15 protein-coding genes are annotated in these 20,928 nt (G+C 43.3%); 9 read left to right on the top strand and 6 right to left on the bottom strand.

Going from position 1 to position 20,928, the window contains the following annotated elements; all coding sequences use genetic code 11:
- Positions 1 to 104 precede the first annotated feature (104 nt).
- Positions 105 to 686 carry a 50S ribosomal protein L25 gene (locus tag MKX35_RS01805; protein WP_076285107.1) on the top strand — a complete coding sequence of 194 codons (582 nt, stop codon included), beginning with the start codon at positions 105 to 107 and terminating at the stop codon, positions 684 to 686.
- 66 nt (positions 687 to 752) lie between these two features.
- Here MKX35_RS01805 and MKX35_RS01800 read toward each other — a convergent pair whose 3' ends face one another.
- The gene (locus tag MKX35_RS01800; RefSeq protein ID WP_076285108.1) at positions 753 to 3,056 is read right to left on the bottom strand and encodes a UvrD-helicase domain-containing protein; all 2,304 of its coding nucleotides are present in this window, start codon (positions 3,054 to 3,056) and stop codon (positions 753 to 755) included.
- A gap of 632 nt (positions 3,057 to 3,688) precedes the next feature.
- Here MKX35_RS01800 and MKX35_RS01795 point away from each other — a divergent pair.
- Together MKX35_RS01795 and MKX35_RS01790 are read left to right on the top strand one after the other, a co-directional pair.
- A complete protein-coding gene (locus tag MKX35_RS01795) occupies positions 3,689 to 4,525 on the top strand; it encodes a DUF6492 family protein (protein WP_076299911.1) in 837 nt (278 codons plus the stop codon).
- Positions 4,526 to 4,536: 11 nt separating this feature from the next.
- Entirely contained in the window at positions 4,537 to 5,898 is a 1,362-nt protein-coding gene (locus tag MKX35_RS01790; protein WP_256716339.1) for a sugar phosphate nucleotidyltransferase, read from the top strand.
- A 103-nt stretch (positions 5,899 to 6,001) separates the two neighbouring features.
- Here MKX35_RS01790 and MKX35_RS01785 read toward each other — a convergent pair whose 3' ends face one another.
- Both MKX35_RS01785 and MKX35_RS01780 read right to left on the bottom strand, forming a co-directional pair.
- On the bottom strand, positions 6,002 to 7,723 hold the full coding sequence (locus MKX35_RS01785; RefSeq protein WP_076299909.1) for a sensor histidine kinase: 1,722 nt from the start codon (positions 7,721 to 7,723) through the stop codon (positions 6,002 to 6,004).
- Positions 7,701 to 9,269, bottom strand: coding sequence for a response regulator (locus MKX35_RS01780; RefSeq protein WP_076299908.1), 1,569 nt, complete (start codon positions 9,267 to 9,269; stop codon positions 7,701 to 7,703). The genes MKX35_RS01785 and MKX35_RS01780 overlap by 23 nt, the downstream gene beginning before the upstream one ends.
- Before the next feature lie 253 nt (positions 9,270 to 9,522).
- On the opposite strand from MKX35_RS01780, the gene MKX35_RS01775 reads away from it, so the two are divergent.
- From MKX35_RS01775 to MKX35_RS01760, 4 genes are all read left to right on the top strand, one after another.
- Positions 9,523 to 11,235, top strand: a complete 1,713-nt coding sequence (locus tag MKX35_RS01775; protein WP_081382939.1) for an extracellular solute-binding protein — start codon at positions 9,523 to 9,525, stop codon at positions 11,233 to 11,235.
- A 22-nt stretch (positions 11,236 to 11,257) separates the two neighbouring features.
- Entirely contained in the window at positions 11,258 to 12,148 is an 891-nt protein-coding gene (locus MKX35_RS01770) for an ABC transporter permease (RefSeq protein WP_042184236.1), read from the top strand.
- 18 nt (positions 12,149 to 12,166) lie between these two features.
- Positions 12,167 to 13,045, top strand: a complete 879-nt coding sequence (locus MKX35_RS01765; RefSeq protein WP_042184238.1) for a carbohydrate ABC transporter permease — start codon at positions 12,167 to 12,169, stop codon at positions 13,043 to 13,045.
- Positions 13,046 to 13,109: 64 nt separating this feature from the next.
- On the top strand, positions 13,110 to 15,338 hold the full coding sequence (locus tag MKX35_RS01760) for an amylo-alpha-1,6-glucosidase (protein ID WP_076299907.1): 2,229 nt from the start codon (positions 13,110 to 13,112) through the stop codon (positions 15,336 to 15,338).
- A 101-nt stretch (positions 15,339 to 15,439) separates the two neighbouring features.
- Here MKX35_RS01760 and MKX35_RS01755 read toward each other — a convergent pair whose 3' ends face one another.
- A complete protein-coding gene (locus MKX35_RS01755; protein WP_042184240.1) occupies positions 15,440 to 16,303 on the bottom strand; it encodes a Cof-type HAD-IIB family hydrolase in 864 nt (287 codons plus the stop codon).
- A gap of 273 nt (positions 16,304 to 16,576) precedes the next feature.
- Between MKX35_RS01755 and MKX35_RS01750 the strand changes: the two genes are divergently transcribed.
- Positions 16,577 to 17,818, top strand: a complete 1,242-nt coding sequence (locus MKX35_RS01750; protein ID WP_076285116.1) for a DUF445 domain-containing protein — start codon at positions 16,577 to 16,579, stop codon at positions 17,816 to 17,818.
- A gap of 59 nt (positions 17,819 to 17,877) precedes the next feature.
- Here the strand turns inward: MKX35_RS01750 and MKX35_RS01745 are convergent, their stop codons facing one another.
- Positions 17,878 to 18,981, bottom strand: a complete 1,104-nt coding sequence (locus MKX35_RS01745; RefSeq protein ID WP_076299906.1) for a glycosyltransferase family 4 protein — start codon at positions 18,979 to 18,981, stop codon at positions 17,878 to 17,880.
- A 182-nt stretch (positions 18,982 to 19,163) separates the two neighbouring features.
- Between MKX35_RS01745 and MKX35_RS01740 the strand changes: the two genes are divergently transcribed.
- Positions 19,164 to 19,940: a YheC/YheD family protein gene (locus MKX35_RS01740; RefSeq protein ID WP_256716337.1), complete on the top strand. Its 777-nt coding sequence runs from the start codon at positions 19,164 to 19,166 to the stop codon at positions 19,938 to 19,940.
- Here MKX35_RS01740 and MKX35_RS01735 read toward each other — a convergent pair.
- Positions 19,933 to 20,748 carry a hypothetical protein gene (locus MKX35_RS01735; RefSeq protein WP_076285118.1) on the bottom strand — a complete coding sequence of 272 codons (816 nt, stop codon included), beginning with the start codon at positions 20,746 to 20,748 and terminating at the stop codon, positions 19,933 to 19,935. The genes MKX35_RS01740 and MKX35_RS01735 overlap by 8 nt on opposite strands.
- Between the last annotated feature and the right edge of the window lie 180 nt (positions 20,749 to 20,928).

The raw sequence follows: 20,928 nt of genomic DNA, 5'->3' as shown, positions 1-20,928 counted from the left end.
TTTGTGTGGAAAAGGGAGATTTCTGCTAAATTTGACTAGATTATATGGTCATGTTATACTTAGGATGACAAGAATTTATGGTCAAAGAGAGCAGGAAATAAAAAATGAGTAAATTTATTCAATTAAACAAGCGTACTGGCGAAACAAAGTCCCAAAAGAAATTAGCGAGAAAACAGGGACGTATCCCGGCTGTATTGTATGGAGTGGGTAAAGATACTCTGAACGTAGAAGTGGATGAAAAAGAGCTGTTGGGTACTTTGAGAAAAAATCCACGGGCTATTCTGCAAGCAAAAACAACGGACGATGAAGCAATGCCGATCATTGTTCAGCATATTCAAAAGGATTCTCTGTCAGGTAAGATCTTGCATATTGATTTCCAGCATGTGAACATGTCTGTAAATATGGATAGTAAAGTTACGATTCATTTTGCAGGGGAAGCAATCGGCGTGAAAGCCGGTGGCGTATTGCAAGTGGAATTGTATGAAGTAGAAGTTCGTTGTATGCCGGGCGTTTTGCCTACTTCTATGGAAGTAGATATTAGTAAACTTGATATTGGCGATCAGCTGCTAGTTTCTGACCTGATTTTCCAAGATGGAATCGAAGTGCTGACCGATCCGAATGCAGTAATGATTCAGATTAAGACTGTACATGAAGAAGTTGAAGAAGCAGTAGTAACTACAGCTTAAATATATATTTATATTAAAAAAAGCAAGTTTCCAGGGAAGAGGAAACTTGCTTTTTTTGCGTGTAAATCATACGGGAACTTCTCGCTGATCCTTTGCCATAGGTGAGCTACATAAGGGACAGGGCTTTGAGGTTAGATGATCCTCTGCTCCGCCAGCTTTCATGCGTGTCCAACCAGGACAACTGTTGCCCGTGCAGTTCCATACCGGAACGACATGGGTTTTTGTTTTTGTCGTGGTCGCTCGGCTGGTCGGTAAGGATCTTGTTGTCACGGTTCTACTCACCGTAGTTGCTGCTGTGGAAGAAACCGCTGAACGGAAGGCGGATAACATGAAGCGGGAGACCTCCGCTTTTTTACCCCGATGCTGTGCAGGTGAGCTGATGAATAGCTCCTCTCGGGCTCTCGTAACGGCCACGTACGCCAGTCTCCGTTCCTCCTCTAGTGCTGCTAAGCTTGAGGCTCCGCTGCTTCCGGCAGCAAGCTTGCGGTCTTTTAACCGGTCGCCCTCCAGTGCAGAGCTATGCGGAAGAATTCCCTCAGACGCTCCAATTAAAAAGACTACAGGAAACTCTAGCCCCTTTGATTTATGAATGGTCATTAATGCAATCCGATTGCCTTGCTCTTTAGTACCTGGTTGGCGATTATGCTCGTTACGCTCCGTGACATTATCTATGAAATCAAGAAAGGCAGGGATGCTGTCGAAACGCGCCGCGGAGGATTCTAGCTCATCTAGCATTTCTTTTAACGTCTCTCTATGAAGCGTCGCTTGATGCCGTTCATTCGCTTCGATGAAATAATCATAGAATTGGGTACGAATCTGCCGGATTGCTTGTATTGGGGTCAGTTCGCGTATATTTCGGATTAGATCGAGCCGATCTCTTAGTTTAGTCCCTTTGAAGTCTTCCATGCCAGGCATAGACAATAAGTGGATTAACGGTCCTTGCTTGGGCTGTCTAGCTTCCATCTGGCGGATGTGATTCATACCTTTTTCACGGTTCATATATAGCGTCGGCAGGATATTCTCCATCGCCGCAAAATTTCGCCGATTCACGGAGAGTCGCAAATGATCCACTACCGGAGAGATCAGCCAGTGCTCGTACAATAATTGCCCTTCTCCGTAATCAATATAGGGAATATCGCGTAAAAGGAGCAGTTCGAGAACGGCCCGATTGCTGCTCGAGGCCCGGTACAACATGGCGAAGTCGCTATATTCTCTTTTGCCGCTAGAGACCTCGTTTAAAATATGCTCGATCATCTGCTCGGCTTCTTCATCTGCAGTTTGCGGACGCATATATCGTGGCTGACTTCCACTACCTTTTGCGGCTTGCAGGGTTTTGGAACGCCGACGTGTATTGTGCTTGATAATGCCGTTGCCAAGTCCAACGATAGCTGGGCCTGAGCGGTAATTAATATCGAGCGTAATAACCCTTGCTCCCGGATAGAGCTTCTCGAACTCTAGAATGAACTCACTGCGCGCTCCGTTGAAGGAATAAATCGTTTGGTCATCATCACCAACCACCATTAGATTATGCTGTGGGTGAGCGACCATTTTGACAAGTTCGTACTGCAAGGCGTTTGTATCCTGGAACTCATCCACCATCACGTACAGATATCTCATCTGCAACTCTTGCAAAAGCTCCGGACGCTCCTTCAGCATCCGATAAGCAATTAAGAGGACATCATCGAAATCGATTTTGAAATTGTCTAGTTTCCATTGTTCGTATATTTCCAGAACGGACTTCATTTCTTTTTCGGCGGTGGTGCCTTCTGGTAGATCTTCCACCGTGCCCATGTTCATTTTGCAGGAAGAGAGCAGAGAGAGTAGGGTTTCCGGTGGATAAGCATCCTTCGGCAGTCCGAGCTCACGCATGATCTGCTTCAATAGGATGTGCTGGCGCCGTGTCTCACTGAAAATTTCCTGTTGCAATCCTTGTCTGCGCAAGAAAAATAAGAAAAAAGAATGGAACGTACGGGCCTGAAGTCTTGCAACGTCCGCTGTGCTGACTCCCGGGAGCAGGGCGATTCGTTCGCGCATTTCTGCCGCGGCTTTACTCGAAAAAGTCAGCAATAGCAGCTGACTCGGCGAGACGCCGCGCACGGACAACAAATAACCGGTTCTGCAGATCAGAACCGAGGTTTTGCCGGAGCCTGCACCGGCCAGTGTCAGCAGCGGCCCTTTATGATGCCGCACCGCAGCAATCTGCGGGCGGTTGAGCAGGATGCCGCCTTCCTCCAGCCTGCGGAAATAAGCGGAGTCCCCCTCCTCCCGCTTCACTAGCTCCTTGCTGGTCTGCGCTGAAGCTACAGCCGCTTGCGGGATGCGTTCGCCGGTTGCTCCCAGCGGGATATTATGAAATAAGAGCTTATTCAATAGATTCACCTTCATATATTTCTGTATAGAGTGAGCTCAACAAAACTAGTTGGAGAATGGTTGAGTTCATCTTAAAATGTGCCGATTAAAATACGCCGAAAATTTAGCCAATCTACAATATACCATCCCAGCCTTTTTACTGCACAGAAAAAAATGCTGGATATAGTATGGAGGAGTGTGGAGCTTGGTTGTGTGAATGGGGATTGGTGGGCAAGATGTACGGTATAAATCCCGTAGAAAAGCGGGAATCGGGCTCTGTGGGCGGAATGTACGGTATAAATACCGTAGAAAAGCTGGAATTGGGCTCGGTGAGTGAAATGTACGGTATAAATCCCGTAGAAAAGAGGGAATTGGGCTCTGGGGGTGAAATGTGCGGTATAAATCCCGTATAAATGCGGGAATTTGGCTCCGGCGGCGAAAAGAAGGGTATAAATGCCCCAGAAGTGAGCGGATTTGGCCCTGCGGGCGAAAAGAAGGTAAAAATACCCCAGAAAGGAGCGGATTTGGCTTTATGGGCGAAAAGAAGGGTATAAATCCCCCCCCTTGTCCTCTCTTAAGTTTACAGTAAAGCCCATTCCCTTTCCTTATTATCCTCATATCCTAAAGCAAAATCATGATATGGAGATGACCGTATGCCCTCAGCCAATAAGGTCCGCATAAGACATGCCGTTACCATAGATGTACTGATTCCGGCTATCGAGAAAGATTTGGCTACACTCCCCTATGTTATTGACGCTGTCCGAACACATGTTAAGCATCCGATAGGTCGTATATTGATTGTTGCTCCAAAAAAGACACGTATACTGGATTTCTGCCGAAAAAAGGGCTGTACCTTTGTCGATGAGAATACAGTCCTCCCGATTACAAAAAAAGATATCCATTACCGTTCACGGAAATGGGAAAGATCCGGTTGGTTGTTCCAGCAATTGTTGAAGCTGAATGGTGACAAGCTGTGTACGGCTGACTATTTTTTAGTCATCGATGCAGATACGGTCTTAATCGCTCCTCATCGATTCCGTGAAAAGGGAAAGACGATTTTTTACAGTCGTAATTGGAGTCAGCCTCAGTACTTTACAACCTATAGGAAGCTAATGGGTAAGAAGGCGGCATCTGCTTCTTCTTTTGTGACGCATTATATGCTGTTTGAACGCAGCCAATTGACTCAGATGAAAAGAGAGATTGAAGCAAAGCATCAGAAGCCTTGGTATTCGGCGATTATACACAGTATGAACCGAACTAAGCAATTTGCTTTTTCTGAATTCGAAACTTATGGGAATTACCTGTATTCGAAGGATCGTGGGGGCATGAAGATCCAAAAAGCACGCAATAAAGGCCTCCATATGAATGCAGGTCAGCTGTCCAAGCAGAAGCTGAATGAGCTGGCGGAAAAGTATAGATCATTGTCTTTTCATAAACGGAAGGGGTATGTGAGAACACCGAGTAGTAAGTCCAGCGCAGGGGGGCGATAGCGTTGCAGATCGTGCTCCTTTCAGGGGGATCGGGGAAGAGGCTGTGGCCGCTGTCGAATGAGATCAGGTCAAAGGCATTTTTAAGACTTCTTCCAACAGAAAATGGCGGCATGGAGTCGATGATCGAGCGAGTATGCAGAGGACTGGATGAGGCAGGATTGTTAGATTCAAGCTGCATTGTAACCCATCGCAGTCAGGTGGAAATTACCCGCAAATCTGTTGGCAATCAGGTTGCTTTACTGGCGGAGCCACAGAAGAGGGGAACTTTTACTGCAGTTGCATTGGCGGCGAGCTATTTACATTCCGTGAAGAAAATAAACTTAGAAGAGATCGTTGTGGTCATTCCGGTGGATTCATATGTGGAGGCTTCTTTTTTCAGTCAGCTTCGGCAGTTTCCCAGCGTGCTGTCCGAATCACAAGCGGATATTGCCCTGATCGGTGTTACGCCTGAATTCCCATCCACACAGTTCGGGTATATATTGCCGAGTGAAGGTTCAGAGGGGACGTCTTTTCTAAATGTGAAGCAATTTGCAGAGAAGCCAGACGAACTGGCGGCGGCCGAGTTCATTACCTGTGGAGGACTATGGAACTGTGGGGTGTTCTCTTGCTCATTAGGATACTTGCTCTCAACTATGATGGAACGGAATCTTTCAGCAGATTACATGGAGCTAGTGGAGCATTATGACGAATTGCCAGAACGAAGTTTTGACTATGAAGTGCTTGAGCATACGCAGCGAGCGGTAGTTATTCCTTACACCGGAGTTTGGGCGGATATTGGTAGTTGGGATGCGCTTACCCCTCATTTGCAGGAAAAGGTAATTGGCAGGGGGAGCATTTCTGAGGATTCAAAAGGAACCTATTTAGTGAACGAACTCTCTTGTCCCGTACATGTCATCGGTGCCCCAGGTTTGATTGTGGCGGCGGGTGCGGATGGTATTTTGGTTGCTGGGATCGAGCAGGCGAAACGGATTAAGCAGAAGTTGGAGGGTCATGCCGCGAAGCCGATGATTGAAGAAAAGCGGTGGGGGAGCTCACGCATTCTGGATTTCTCACGAACAGCAGCAGGAGTTGAGGTTACGACTTCCAAAATCACGATGTTGGCAGGGAAGCACACCAGCTATCATTTTCACAGGCATACCAAAGAAATATGGTCTTTTCTTTCGGGGAATGGAGAGTACCGTATGAACGGCGTTCTTCACGCAGTTGCAGCCGGAGACACAGTTATAGTACCTGCCGGTGCGAGACATGGTTTACGGGCGATTACGCCGCTCGAATTGATCATTATTGAACTGGTGACATCTTCTGATGTGGGGGATTATGTACGTGTTTCTGCCGAATGGGTGGAGGAGGAAAGCGCTCCTGATCATTTGTAATTCAATAGATTGAAAAAAATCAACCGGGTTTAATCCAGCGTACATGTCCCGGTTGAATTTAATTTTAGAGTGTAGCTAATTAACATCACTGCATTTAAAAGAGTTATAGATCTGAGCCACCTTCGTATCTTTTGGATGGAAATCGAAATGTGACCTCCGTTCCCAGTCCTAGAATACTGGTAATGGACAAGCCGTATTCTGGTCCGTACATTAGCATAGCCCGGTCATTTACATTTTTGAGCCCATAGCCTATAGACTGGGATTTAAGCAGAAGATTGAGTCGTTCTTGTGGGATGCCAACGCCATTATCCTTTACTTTGAAGATGATACACTCCTCCACCAGTTCTCCGGATAGAATAATTTTGCTTCCTTCTTCTTCTCTATTCTCAATACCATGAATAATAGCATTCTCAATTAGAGGCTGAAGCATCAGGTTAGGCATGTAATAAGAGAGAATAGCCTCGTCGATCTGATATTCTATCTCAAAGCTGTTGCTATGCATGTTAAGCTGAATCTGTATATAAGATTGTACATTCAATAGTTCATCTGAAACCAAAATAATATTATTCCCTTTATTCAGCGTAGTCCGATAGAACGTGGATAGAAGCTGCGCCATTTCACTTATATCTGTTGCATGGATTCGAATGGCTCTCCAATTGATGAGCGAAAGAGCATTATATAGAAAATGAGGATTAATCTGAGCCTGTAGGGCTTTCATTTCATATTCTTTTCGTGAAATTTCCTCAATGTAGACTTTATCGATTAACACTTTTGTTTTGTCAACCATATTGCCAAAGCCTCTGATTAAATCCCCAATTTCATCTTTGGATGTGCTGGTGACGGTGACTTCCAGGGATCCCTCTTCTACGGTGCGCATATTATTGCGCAGACGCTTAATTTGTGAATTGAACTTTCGAGAGAATAGATTGGCGGTTATAGCAACGGCAGCAATACAGGCAACAATAACAAGCCCAACTGTCGAAAGGATTTTCCAAGCAGAATTCGTAATCATCTTCGTAGGTTTGCACAACATCACTGTCCATCCTGATATAGGAACTTCAGATTGCAGTACAGTGTACTTTGTATTTTTCCATTGCAGCGTATCCAAGTTATCTGTGCTATTGGAAGGAATATATCCTTCTATACCAGGCGAGGCATAGATCGACTTTCCATAAGCATCTTTGACGAGAATCTCTGAACCTTGAGAGAGTAGGGAGTCAAAAGGTGTGAATAACGAATCGTAATTCACACGTGCATACAGCACATTTTCTTTTGGATCTTTCTGTTTCGTATTAATAATGCGTCGAACAGCAAAAATCTCCTTATTATCTGTAAACCACAGGACATCGACTGACTTCATCAACGGCGGGTACCAATGTTCCTGTTTAATATCATTTAGGGCTCGGACGGTATTGCCATGTGCCAAAAGATTGGTTCCTGTATACAGAGTGATTTGTTCTACACCTGTATTTAGATACCGTGCCGTATTGAAATTTTGGTCAATCACATGGGTTAACTGATCATACATTTCATACATACTTGTATAGGTATGATTAGCTGAATTAATAATTTCCTGATTAAAACTCAAGAAATTCATGAGTTTATTGTAGACATCCAGATGACTATTTAAAGCTAAAGCCCCTTGATTTAAGGCTGCTTTCAAATCAGATTTGGATTGCTTAATGAGGGATGATTTGGCTTCTTGATAGCAGAAGCTGCCCAATACAATCACAGGAATCATACTGATTAACATAAATGAAAGCATGATCTTGGTTTGAAACTTCAAGTCGCGAATATTTTGCTTAAGTGTCCGCCAAAGTTGCATAATGCTCCTCCCGATATACAGAGGACTTCTGATTATACTGTCTATATTTTTCTGGTGTGTACCCATAAAAATCCCTGAAATTTTGGCAGAAGTATGAAATATTGCGATAGCCCACTGCGGTGCAAATATTTGATATTTTTTGATGCGTATTTGTTAACAACTCTTTTGCGTTTTGCATGCGGACATTCTTAATATATTTATTAAGCCCACAGCCTGTCTGCTTCTTGAATATGGAGCTAAGATAATGTGGAGACAAATACACTTTAGCAGCAAGCATTTCCAGACTGAGATCATCTGCATAATATTGTTCAATATATTGTTTGACGGCGTCGACATCACGGTTCTGAGTAGGCTCATGGTTGGTGGAGTTCTGATCAATCCGAGCGATACCTTCAAATATGATATCTTTGATATCCCGCAAATCTTCAGATCCATATATGGTCTCGACGGCAGTCTGCAGCTCCATTTCTGATATAGGTGCAGCTTGTGTCATGATCTCTTGATAGATTGTGGAAAACATATACTTTACATATAAATGTGAATACTGTACTTGATGTACGTATTTTTGATATAAAATCTCAGTATTTGCTCGTAAGCTAAAAATATCTTGATCCTTCAGATTATTTCGAATCTGATCTAGTAGATGGCTATCTGTAAGGTCTGGATACAAGGCCTCAGAGAAATGTAAGTCATTTTGTGTATTAAACACAAAGGTATCTGGGAGAAAAAAACGATATTCCATCAATTCTTCTAATGAAGTCAAAAGTGAACCTAAATCTAGTATTGAGGTTAGTTCCTCTTTCATAGCGAGATAACAATTCACTTTATATTTATCAAGGATACAATGATGCAGGTGCATCGCTGAATTATTATCAAACTGGGAAGAAGGGGACTCTTGCTCGGGAAACAGTAGTAGACTTTGACATCCGTTTAGATTTAAGTAATCAGCAGATGTGTCTACTAAACCAAGAACAAACTCTTCGAACTCCGAATCCACAGATTCAAAAAATGGCTTATCGAATTCTAACAAAAGCATTTTATTGTAATGGCTGGGTAATTCAATAGACAGCTCTTGAAGAGGAGGCGGGCTTCCGATGCCATTGACTAGAGAGAAGAGTAGATGTTTTCTCACATAGCTTAGCTTTCTTTGTGACGCTTCTTCTTTTTGTTGCTGGTTCTTTAATTCCTGAATAACTTTTTCTAAAGTAGTTTGGAATGCTTCAATGTTAACAGGTTTCAAAAGATACTCGGATACGCCCAGGGAGAGGGCTGTTTTGGCATACTCAAATTCAGCGAATCCACTGAATAAAATCACCTTTAATTTGGGGTGCAACTTTAATGCTTCCTTTGTTAGCTGTAATCCATCCATTATAGGCATCCGCACATCGGTAAATAGAATATCGACAGAGTGTGCGCTTACATATTCAAGTGCTTTACGACCGTTTTCTGCAACATGCAATTGGAGGGGGAAGCCAAGCTCCTTAATGAGGAAAGCAATCCCCTCTCGCTCCTCCTTATGATCATCTACCACCAATATGGATAACATTATTTACCACCTTTCGACATGTAGTGACATTGATATTGTAGTATAACATCTTCGACCGTAGCAATTATTCCTCGATATTATCGTTAATGATGAGTATTTATTTGTGTAAAACATAATTTTTTTGCGTTTACGATGGATAGCAATAATCTATAAACTTAAGGAAGTAACAATAAAAATTTTTTTGAAGCTGGCCGGCGCTTTGAAATCGTTTTCTAATACGAGTTTTTTTTATAGAAAAAGGGAGGCTCTTATAATGAAACATAAATTGAGAAAATCAAGCTCCATAGTATTAGCATCACTATTAGCTGTTGCTATGGTAGGTTGTTCAAGTTCTAATAATTCTTCAGCATCTACCCCAAAGACAGATGCGAGTGATCCTGCATGGAAAGAAGCACAGACGACTCCATTTGGCGCCTATCCTGAAACAGTTACTTATTCTGTTGGACAAGTGGCAACGAGCTATTCAGCACTTGCAGGAACGCCTTATGAGAAAGATAATGCCACAAACAATGTGTGGACAAGATATTTCAAGGATAAGCTGAACATTCAAAATACGACCTCGTTTGAGTCCAATGATGGTACAGACTACAGTCAGAAAGTTTCGATGGCGATTGTAAGCGGTGAAATCCCTGATCTAATGGTGGTTCCTGACTACGCGACATTGCAACAGCTTTATGAGAACGATCTGATTGCAGATCTGACCGAGGTTTATGAAAATACTGCCAGCGATCGAATTAAGGAAATTTATGATTCCTACGGTGGTCGTGTTCTGGATAGCGCAAAGTTCGATGGCAAGCTGATGGCCATACCAACTACTGAAATCTCACATGGTCCTGGTATCCTCTGGCTTCGCAAAGACTGGATGGACAAATTGGGACTTGCTGAGCCGAAATCAATGGCTGATGTCGAGAACATTATTAAGCAATTTGTAGAAAAAGATCCAGGTGGTAACGGAGCGGGTAAGACGCTAGGTCTTGTTGTCGATAATGAAAACGTTGCCGGTGTCTCTGGTGGACAATTCTCATTTAATAATATCTTTTCACTATATGGTGCGTATCCAAAACAGTGGATTGATGATGGAAGTGGAAAGGCTGTATACGGATCTGTTCAACCAGAGATGAAGCCAGCACTGACCAAGTTGTCTGAAATGTACAAGAATAACTTGATTGATCGTCAGTTTGCAGTACGTACTGGTGATGACCGCAAGGCGCTACTTACAAGCGGAAAAAGTGGGTCGTTCATGGATAACTGGTGGGGAAGCTGGACTGTGGCTGACACACTTAAGCTGAATCCAGAAGCGGAATGGGTATCTTATGTTGCCCCACAATCAGAGGATGGCTCGCTTACAATGTTCACTGGAAATCCTTCCAGCAGTTATTTGGTTGTTCGCAAAGGCTTTGAACATCCTGAACTTGCAGCCAAGCTTGTGAGTGCTCAATATGACTATCAGCGTTACCAAGAAAAAGATGAAAAAGCTTTGAAAGAATTTGAAGATTATAAGAGCATGAATGTTGGTGGATCTCCGCTCGCCATTAATATCGATTATTATGACGCTTTCTATCGTAACGTTGACATCATGAAAGCAGCATTAGAAACAGGCGATACAAGTAAATTAACTAGCAATGAGGATTTAACGGCTTATAACTCCTATAAGAAATTTCTTGATAGTAAGAAGAATGGAGAAACACCAGACTCCAATGCATGGGCTGGATATACTTCCAGTATTACGACAGCTAGTTTGGTGAAAGCCTCTAATATTAAAGAAGTGAATCCATTATTCTTTGGAAGTACATCATCCATGACGTTGAAATGGCCGACACTTACTAAAATGGAACTTGAAATGTACTTGAAGATCATTACAGGTGAGCAAACACCTGACGCGTTTGATAAGTTTGTAGATAGCTGGAATAAAACTGGCGGCGAAGTAATTACTAAGGAAGTTAACGAAGCGATAGCAACCAAATGATGTTGAAAGAGATGATCCGTAAATGAAAAATAAAAAAGATCAGACAGCATTCCATCTCATGATGGCGCCAGGCATGATTTTCCTAATTATCTTTTCGTTTATTCCAATGTTCGGTATTATAATGGCTTTTCAAAATTATGTTCCGGCTAAGGGAATGAGTGGTTCATCCTGGGTAGGTCTTGATAATTTCAAATTTATGCTCCAAATTCCTGACAGCAAACAGATTTTCAGTAATACGATCGTTATCGCGTTATGGAAAATTATCGTGGGTACTTTTACATCCATCGTGTTTGCCCTGTTATTAAATGAAATTCGGGTAAAGTTTGCTAAGCGATTCATACAGACGGTTGTTTATCTGCCGAACTTCTTGTCATGGGCGATCTTAGCTACTGTAGTCATGAATATCTTCTCTTATGAAGGTCCTGTTAATGCCATGTTAAGTTGGTTTGGGATTGACCCGGTCTTGTTTATGGCCAGCAATACCTGGTTTAGACCGATGCTAGTATTAACAGATGTCTGGAAGGGTTTTGGGTACGGTTCAATCATCTACCTAGCTTCCCTGACATCCATTGATCCCGGACTTTATGAGGCGGGCTCCATTGATGGAGCCAACCGGTTTAAGAAACTGTGGCACATCACGTTGCCAGGCTTAATGCCAACTATTTTGCTGGTTACAACCTTGAACTTGCCGAATGTATTGAATGCTGGTTTTGATCAGATCTTCAATCTGTATAATCCTTTGGTGTATGAATCTTCGGATATTATTGATACCTACGTTTATCGGGTGGGTCTGGTGGAAAGACAATACAGCTTAGGTACAGCAGTTGGCCTATTACGGTCGGTCGTTGGTATCGTACTGATTCTTTCTGCGAATAAATTGGCCCAAAAACTTACGGATTATCGTATTTTCTAAAGAAAGGGGGGTTCTCCCATTTACGCATCTAACATCAAGGGTCGTATTGCAGATGTTATTATCTGGGTATTTGTTCTAGCGTTCGCCTTGTCCTGTCTCATACCGTTAGTCAATTTAGTAGCCATCTCTTTCAGTGATAATGCGGCGGCTTCCGCAAATCTAGTAAGTATATTCCCGGTTAATCCGACGTTTAGCTCCTATGAAAAATTATTGTCTGACAGCCAGTTTTGGCGTTCATTCATGATCTCTGTAGAACGGGTAGTGTTAGGTCTGCTTGTGAATATGGTACTGATGATTCTTACAGCCTATCCATTGTCTAAAAGTTCACGAGTATTCACGGGTCAGAAGGTTTATATGAATCTCGTTATCTTCGCGATGTTATTCTCAGGCGGATTGATTCCAACCTTTATGGTAGTCAAAGAGCTTAATCTTTTAGACTCCATCTGGTCATTGATCTTGCCGGGTGCAGTACCGATAGGGAATGTTATCTTGCTGATGAATGCTTTCCGCGCTGTACCGAAATCTCTAGAGGAAGCAGCGAATATAGATGGAGCTTCACAGTGGAGAATATTAGGGACAATTTATCTCCCAATAGTATTGCCTACGCTTGCCACCGTTACGCTCTTTACTATTGTGGGCCATTGGAATGATTACTTTGGTGCCCTGGTTTATATTAATAAGACGGCGAATTATCCATTGCAAACCTATATCCAACAGCTTAGCGTTGAGGTTCAGAACATTACGGATCCTGAAAAATTATTGGAATTAGCAAAAGTTTCGAATAAGACTTTGAACGCTGCTAAAATCGTAGTTTCTACGCTACCATTGTTGTTGATTTATCCGTTTATGCAAAAGTATTTCGTATCAGGGATTGTCGTTGGTTCGGTTAAAGAATAAATATTAGTAGACAGCCGCTATGAAGCTTCATAGCGGCCTACTATTTTCAAGTAGGAGGCTTACAATGAATAGTAATCAAGTTCATACATCAATTCTGGATGACATGAAGACATTTGTCTCTCAAGAAGCCAATCGGAGTATTTCATTTACGAATAAAGAGGCAGCATTTTATTTTACGCAATCCCATCATACGGATCATGTGGAACATGCATTTTTTGAGGGACTTAATATTGCTAAGAATAGAATTTTCGGTGGATACACCTTATTCGTAGGTGAACAGAAGCTAGACAATCGACAAGCTGAAGTTTGGGCCTATCCTTATAAAATGGTGCGTAAGCACGCCGATCTTACAGAAGAGCTGTGGTTGTTGGATTATCATAATCTATTAGAAATTAGTCTCGCTAATGCTAAGGAAGACATAGGCATCGTTTTAAGGGGAGAGAATGTTAGCTATATAAACCAACAGGATCATCTCGCGTTCTTTAGCGCTATCGAGGGAGATTGGGTGATTGCAGTTAGTGCTATCAACCTTTCACCTTTGCATATGGATAATGAAGTTCTAATTGCCGATGCAAACGCTGGGGGTTATTATATCGCTGCAGGTAAGACATCCGAAGAAGCAGCAAGCTTAATCCTTAAAGCTAGACAAGATATTAGTACTTTGAAAGATGAACGTGTTAAGCGGATGGAAGATTTCTTACACCATAATGCCCATCTAACCAGCAGTGATGATACGTTTACTTTAGCCATGAATTGGTTGAACATCACAATGGATCAGTTGGTTACTAGACAGCAGGGTGATGGTATCTATGCAGGACTACCATGGTTTAACGAATATTGGGGACGGGATCAATTCATAGCTCTTCCAGGCGCTGTGCTCGTTACAGGGCAATTCGAAACGGCTAGAAATATCTTGCTATCATTCGCAGAGTTTCAGAATACGGACGAAGATTCTAAATACTTTGGTAGAATTCCAAATATCTTGTCTCCTGGAAAAGTGGATTACCATACAACGGATGGTACGCCGCGATTCATTATCCAGTTGCAGGATTACGTTAAGTATTCAGGAGATACAGCGATCATTAAAGAGCTGTATCACAATGTACAATATAGTATTGAAGGTTCCATAAAATATTGGGTAGATGATAAAGGGTACTTGAAGCACGCAGATAATGAAACTTGGATGGATGCCCGGGATGGCAATTTGGAGTCATATTCTCCTCGGGATACCCGTGCCAACGATATTCAAGCACTCTGGTATAACCAATTGCTTGCTGGTGTTTACTTTGCTGAATATATGAATGACAAGGTGAATGCTGATAAATGGAAGGGCATTGCTGAAACCTTGAAGCGCCATTTTGAGGTCGATTTCATTGATCAAGCGCATCCTTATTTAGCAGACAGACTGGATGCAGAAGATAAGCCGGAATTCTCCCTGCGCCCAAACCAGTTATTTGCATTTGAAATGTTTGATGATAACGATTTTAAGGCTAGAGCGATTCGTACCGCGTGGGAAGAGTTGGTCTATCCATGGGGTGTTGCTTCGCTAGATAGACATCATCCATTGTTTCGTCCGTTTCATTTAACATCTCATTATCCGAAAGACGAGGCTTACCATAACGGTGCGGTTTGGATTTGGCTTAATGGTATTGCGATGCAGCGTATGATTGAAGCAGGGCAGGAAGAAACGGCCTATCAGCTATTCAAGAATATGAACTGGCAGGCCTTGAATTTAGGTGTTGTTGGTGGACTTTGTGAGAATATGGATGCTTATCCAGAGGAAGGTGAGAGCTGGGCGAAGTTGACGGGTGCATACCTGCAAGCTTGGTCCAATGCTGAGCACCTGCGTGTGTGGTACCAATATTTCTTAGGTATCCGTCCAGACCTGATTAACAATACACTGACAATTGCTCCAAGAATTCCGCAAGAGCTTGAATCCTTGACTTATAATGTGAACATAGGAAAGGGACAGATCGAAGCGAGGTATAACCGTGGACTTGAAATCACTTACGCCTATACATTCAAGAATGTGGGACTGGAAGTTATCATCGATATGTCTCCTTTCGAAACGGTATCGCTTGAAGTTAAGCCCAATATGGAGCTGGTTGTAAGACAAGATGATCATACACTGGCAGTTACCTTATATGATGAGAATCGTCAAATGCTCAAGGAGATTCAGTCAGTGCTATCCGAATCACGTGTTATGCACAATAAGCGGAATAACGAGTTATTAAAAGACGTTGAGTTTGCCAAGCCATTGAGCTTGGACAATCATCCTTGTATAAAGCTGTAGCTATAATTAGTTAAGACAATCTTAAAAAAACCTCTAACCCATCCTCAGGATGATGTTAGAGGTTTTTTTGGCAGTTTATGATTTAAGCCAGGCATGTTGGTTCAGAATTTAGCCATAAGATGCTCAAGTCCTGTCGCCACTCCATCTTCGGCATTACTGACTGTAACAAATTCAGCCATTTCCTTTAGAATCGGTGCTGCGTTAGCCATGGCAATCCGGTAGCCTGCCACCTCGAACATCGGTTGATCATTATAGCTGTCACCCATTACGGCTACATCTGTTAGCGGGATGCCATAGTGGGCGGCGAGCATAGCTACACCGGAGCCTTTGTTGGCGTCCTCATGGTTAATTTCGATATTATTGACATGGGAGGCTGTAATAATAAGGCCAGGGATCGCGGCGAAGCGGGTGGAGGCTTCTTTGAGCAGTTCCCGGTCTAGAGAAAAGGCTAATGTTTTATAAATGACGTTTTCTTCTTTACTCCAGATCTCTTCCATACTTTCGACGTAAGTTACAGCCGCTTGTTGAAACTGCTGATCGATCATTGCTTTTAGCAGCCAGCTGACTTCCTCAGGTACTTCTTCTTCACTTAGTGCAGATAGTTTCTCTAATCGTACCCGTTTATTGAGCTCCACATATACGTTGTCCTCTGTGTATACCTCGTAATACAAATCCGGAATTTCGTTCATCCAGCGTAATGCAGGAATGATGTCTTCCTTCTTCAGCGGTTTACTTGCTGCCAGCGTGTGGTCAGACAATGTAACCACTGCGCCATTCAGACTGACTACAGGGCATTCCAGATCTGCCAGCCGCAGTTGTCGTTCCGCATCCATAAAAGAGCGTCCCGTAGCAATAATTACGATATGACCTAAATTTTGAGCCTTTATAATCGCCTCGCGGTTCTTTGGGCTAATTTGTCCTTCTTCGTTCAGCAATGTTCCATCCATATCTAAAGCAATCAGCATAATGTAAGATCTCCTTATCCAGTCATAGTTGTCCCCTTCGCGGGCTAGTGAGAACGTTAATTGTATCTTATCATTAATATTCTGAAAACCAAAAACACCTTTTCATTCCTAGTCTAATCGTATATTTTTAGAATATAGTTCAGTCGTGGTACAATAGTTGTTAAACTAATCGACTAGCCGAGTTTATCGTCAGTTCATGTTCGTGGGACGTGATCCGTCGGTATTTTTCCTGCGTAAGGACATCGGCAGCTGTGTATGTAAGGGGGACTAATCGTGAGATCCAAAAACTTGGCCACCATGTCACTAGCTTTTATGGCATGTGGGTTTCTGATTACACTATTTCTACCTGAAAATCTCGCTGTAATTCTACTAAGAGGTGGCTTTGAGGCTGGGCTGGTTGGGGGGATTGCCGACTGGTTCGCGGTAACCGCGTTATTCCGCCATCCGCTCGGGCTGCGTATTCCACATACCTCACTGCTGCTCAAGAATCGGGATAAGATTATTCAGTCGTTAATTACCGCTATGGAGACTGAGCTGCTGAACAAAGAGAGTATTGAGAACAAGCTGCGCAAGTTTGGCATTATGTCTATGAGTTCCAAGCTGCTGACGAAGTTCTTTAGCAAGAAGAAGGCGAGAGCCCAGATCCTAGAGCAACTTAGCGAATTCGTGTCACGTCTTCCGGTAGAGAAAGCTGTACCTTTTCTTCAAAAGGCAGCCTCTGACTATATTCGTGAAGCGGAGCTTGGAGTTGCGGCTGATAAGATTGTCACTAAATTAATGAACGACGGAAAAGATGTAGCGGCTCTGGATTATGCGCTGGAAGGGGTATCTAACTGGAGCGGTCGTCCTGAAACGAAAGCTATGCTGGGTAAGATCGCCAGCGAGAAACTGGCTGAAGTAAAGCTCGGTGGACTGAAAGGGATGGCTTTTCAGGCTTTCGTTGGATTCATGGATGCGGATATGCTTGGTGAAATGCTGCAAGGCATGCTGCAGTCCGGTATTCGCGATTTTCGTGAAGAGGATAGCCCTTATCGTGAAGAGATCATCCGGGAAATCCGGGTGGCGTTGTTCCAGATTGTTAATGATGAGGCTAGAATGACTTCTGTGAAAGAATGGGCACTACAAGAGCTTGAGGGAGAAGCAGTAACTGCTTTTCTGCATACTCAATTGGAGAACGTACGTAGTAAGGCACTCTCCTTATTAGAAGAGGACCGGGCAGCTGGCGGACGAAAACTATTTGCACTATACACCCTTCTTATGCGCCGTATTAGTAAGGAACAAGAGTGGATCGGTAGCTGGGAGGAGCGGATTCGCGCTTCATTGATTGCATTTGTAGAGGCTAACCACTTCCGAATCGGTCTTTTGGTGAAGGAGAATCTGGATAGCATGGACGATGCTAGTCTAGTGAATATGCTGGAGGATAAAGTAGGTAAAGATCTTCAGTGGATTCGTGTGAACGGTGCCTTATGCGGTTTTGTTGTAGGGCTTGTACTTACAGTTGTTCAATTTATTTAAATCAAAGTAGTCCGTCTCCAGTGAATGGAGGCGGACTACTTTTTTATGATTGTAGGGATCTATTGCTGTACGAAGGCAGCTTGATAAAGCCGTTCCAAATCAGTTGCTGTACGTTGCCAATTGAAGGTTTCAAGCGCATCCGCTCGTCCTTGTTTCCCAATGGTTGCTGCTACCTCCGGATTCCGGCCTAGTCGCAGCAAATCTCTAGCAAAGGGCAAGGCCTCGCGATATCGTTCCACCAGATATCCGTTATGGCCGGAGTCGATAATCTCACGGATACCGCCATTGCTAGAAGCGATGACCGGTAGTCCCGAGGCCATGGCCTCTACATTAACAAGCCCAAAGGATTCATGATTCTGAGAAGGACATACGAAGCAGTCGGCTGCTTGATAAATGGTATGGATATCCTCATGAGCTACATTTCCAAGGAAGGAGACGGATACGCCTAGTCGCCGTGCAAGCAGCTTCAGCTGTCGCAAATATGATGGTTTCCCTTTGCCTGCAATTACAAGATGAGCGGGAAGGTGTTTATTTAAATGGTACATAGCACGTATCAATACGGGCACGCCTTTGCGGGGAATGACTCGACCGACGAACAATACGGTAAAGATCCTCGGGAGTCTGTAAAGTTTGCGAAGATGGTATTTTTCCTGTATCGCTACAGGAGTGAATCGATCAAGATCTGCTCCGAGCAGGACGATACGAATTTCATTGTTCAATTGCGGGAAGCGACGGGTTAGTCTTCGCTGTAGAGAGTGGCTATTCGCAATAATCAGATCTGCTCTAGCCAAGGCCCTAGCAGTCTTAACTGTGTCCGGTGTGAATGTAAGAGAATGCAGAAATAGAAATACCGGAAGATGAGGGAGCCGTTTCTTTACAGCAGACATAAGATGAGGGCGATTATCGACCTGAACTATATCAAATGACTCATTCTGAATGTAGTCTAATACCGAAGTACGATAATGAACGGGAGTACTTGCGGGCAACCGAATGATTCTGACCCGCTCCAATATGGAAGCATCGGGCAGTCCCGGCACTTTGCGGCTCACAATGGTAACCTTATGTTTCTCAGCCAGCCTTCTGGCAATGGCCCAAATGCAGATTTCTACTGACCCGTCTCCCGGAACCGGGAGACGTTCCGGCGCAATAATACAAATATGCATGGTTCATGCCTCCTCTGATCCGCTAATGGTTATCCTCTTCCCACCATATGCAGCTTGAGTATCTAGAGATACATCTGAGAGCGGAGAGGGCGTTCAACCCATTCCATTCATATAGTCGGAGCATAAAATACTAAGGTTAAGCAAGGCTGTGATCATTATTTGAGTGACAGGGGAGAGGGCAATTGGGAACAAAGTTAAAGTCTGCGTTGACCAGCAAATGGATTAAAACCAAGGTGCTCATGCAAAGTTCCGAGATTTCACCGCTCATTCCAGAAACAGTGAAGTTTAGTAAAGCAAACTTAAGAACGATGCTCTTGAAATATGGGATGATTTACGTTAAGCCGGAACATGGCACCTATGGTAACGGTGTAATGAAGGTTGAACAGAGTAAGGATTCTCATGGAACAGAATACAAATACCAAAGTGGAACAAAGATAAAAACCTTTGGAGCCTATGACACCTTTTATTCATCCCTTAAGAAAGCAACACGCGGACGCAGTTACTTGATTCAGAGAGGGATTGTTTTGCTAAAGCACGGAAAGCATCGTTTTGATATCCGTGTGATGGTCCAGCTCAGTCCGCGTGGCAAATGGGAAACTACCGGATTGATTGGCCGAGTAGCTGAGAAGGGCAAGATTGTTACCAATTATCATAACGGTGGTACGCTAATGTCTATGGAGAAGCTGCTGTCGCCTTATTTGAACGATGCTCAACAAGCTCAGATGCTTAAGATATTGCGAAAGCTAGGTGAGGATACCGGACGTTTCTACCATAAGAAATATCCTGGCTTTAAACAGATTGGTGTAGATGTAGGATTAGATAACCACATGACGCCTTGGATTATTGAAGTGAATACGAGTCCAGATCCATATATTTTCAAACATCTCTCTAATAAAAGCATGTACCGCAAAGTGATGGCTTACCGCAGAGCAAATGAGAAGAAGAAGTCCGCTAACTGATTTGCTTCTTCGTATTCGCAATAACAAGGGAAACCTTTTGTTCGAGCTCAATTATTTTTTGCTTATGGGTTGCGATCTGACGGTAACCGGAGACCAGTGCAGCTAAGGACTGGGTGGTTAGAGTAAGGTTTTGTTTGCGAATCGCTGCTTTAAAGTCAGTCCAATCTGCTGAGACACGTTTGTTTAACGAGGTGATCACGCTCTTGTTAGATTTGATCGTGATTTGAGGACTTTCAATGCCAGACAAGGTTTTACGAGCTTCGGCTATCTTTTGGGAACGTTTCTTTTTCGCGGCGTTCAGCTGATTCTGCTTGTCACTGATCTCTTGGCGTGCCAACTGAACCAAGATCTTCATAGCATCACCTTGGGCACGTAGTACGGTATTCAAGGTCTTGTCCTTAAGTGACTTGGCGATACTAATTCGCTTGTTAAGTGTACTATACTGGTCAAATAAAGGCTGATAGCGCTGCTTGCTACTCTTAACGGAGGCTTCCAATCGGGTCACTGTTTCAAGATCAATCCCTTTAATTTGTTGACGAACCCCAACTAGCGATTGCTCATTATTGTAGTGAAGGATTCGGATTTGCTCCTCGCGCTGATCATACTGCAGCTTTAAGGTGGATAAATCATTGTAAAGAGAAGTCAGCTTAACCCTGGCAGGACCATCTGCCGTTGCGGCCGTCAGATCAAAAGCCGCTTTAACAGAGGGGGTTAATTCTGTTGTAGATGCAGCAATAGCTCCTGATGATGTGCTTAGCAGTAGCAGGATCGTAAGCAGTAGTAAGGGCACTGACTTAAATATTTTCATTTATTCTCCTCCTATTGTCGTAACCTAATGGCAACAAAAAAAAGCACCCGTAGCAAAGGCAAAAGCCTTTATTACGGGTGCTTCCAGCGTAATAGGTCACGAACGATATTATTATGTTTAATAATAGTTTGCCCCAGGCCATCCAGTCAATATTTAAAATTAAGCTATTCACAATTCAAA

Source organism: Paenibacillus sp. FSL R5-0923 (genome assembly GCF_038009145.1).
Classification (GTDB): domain Bacteria; phylum Bacillota; class Bacilli; order Paenibacillales; family Paenibacillaceae; genus Paenibacillus_AQ.
This window is presented reverse-complemented; position numbering and strand designations above follow the sequence as displayed.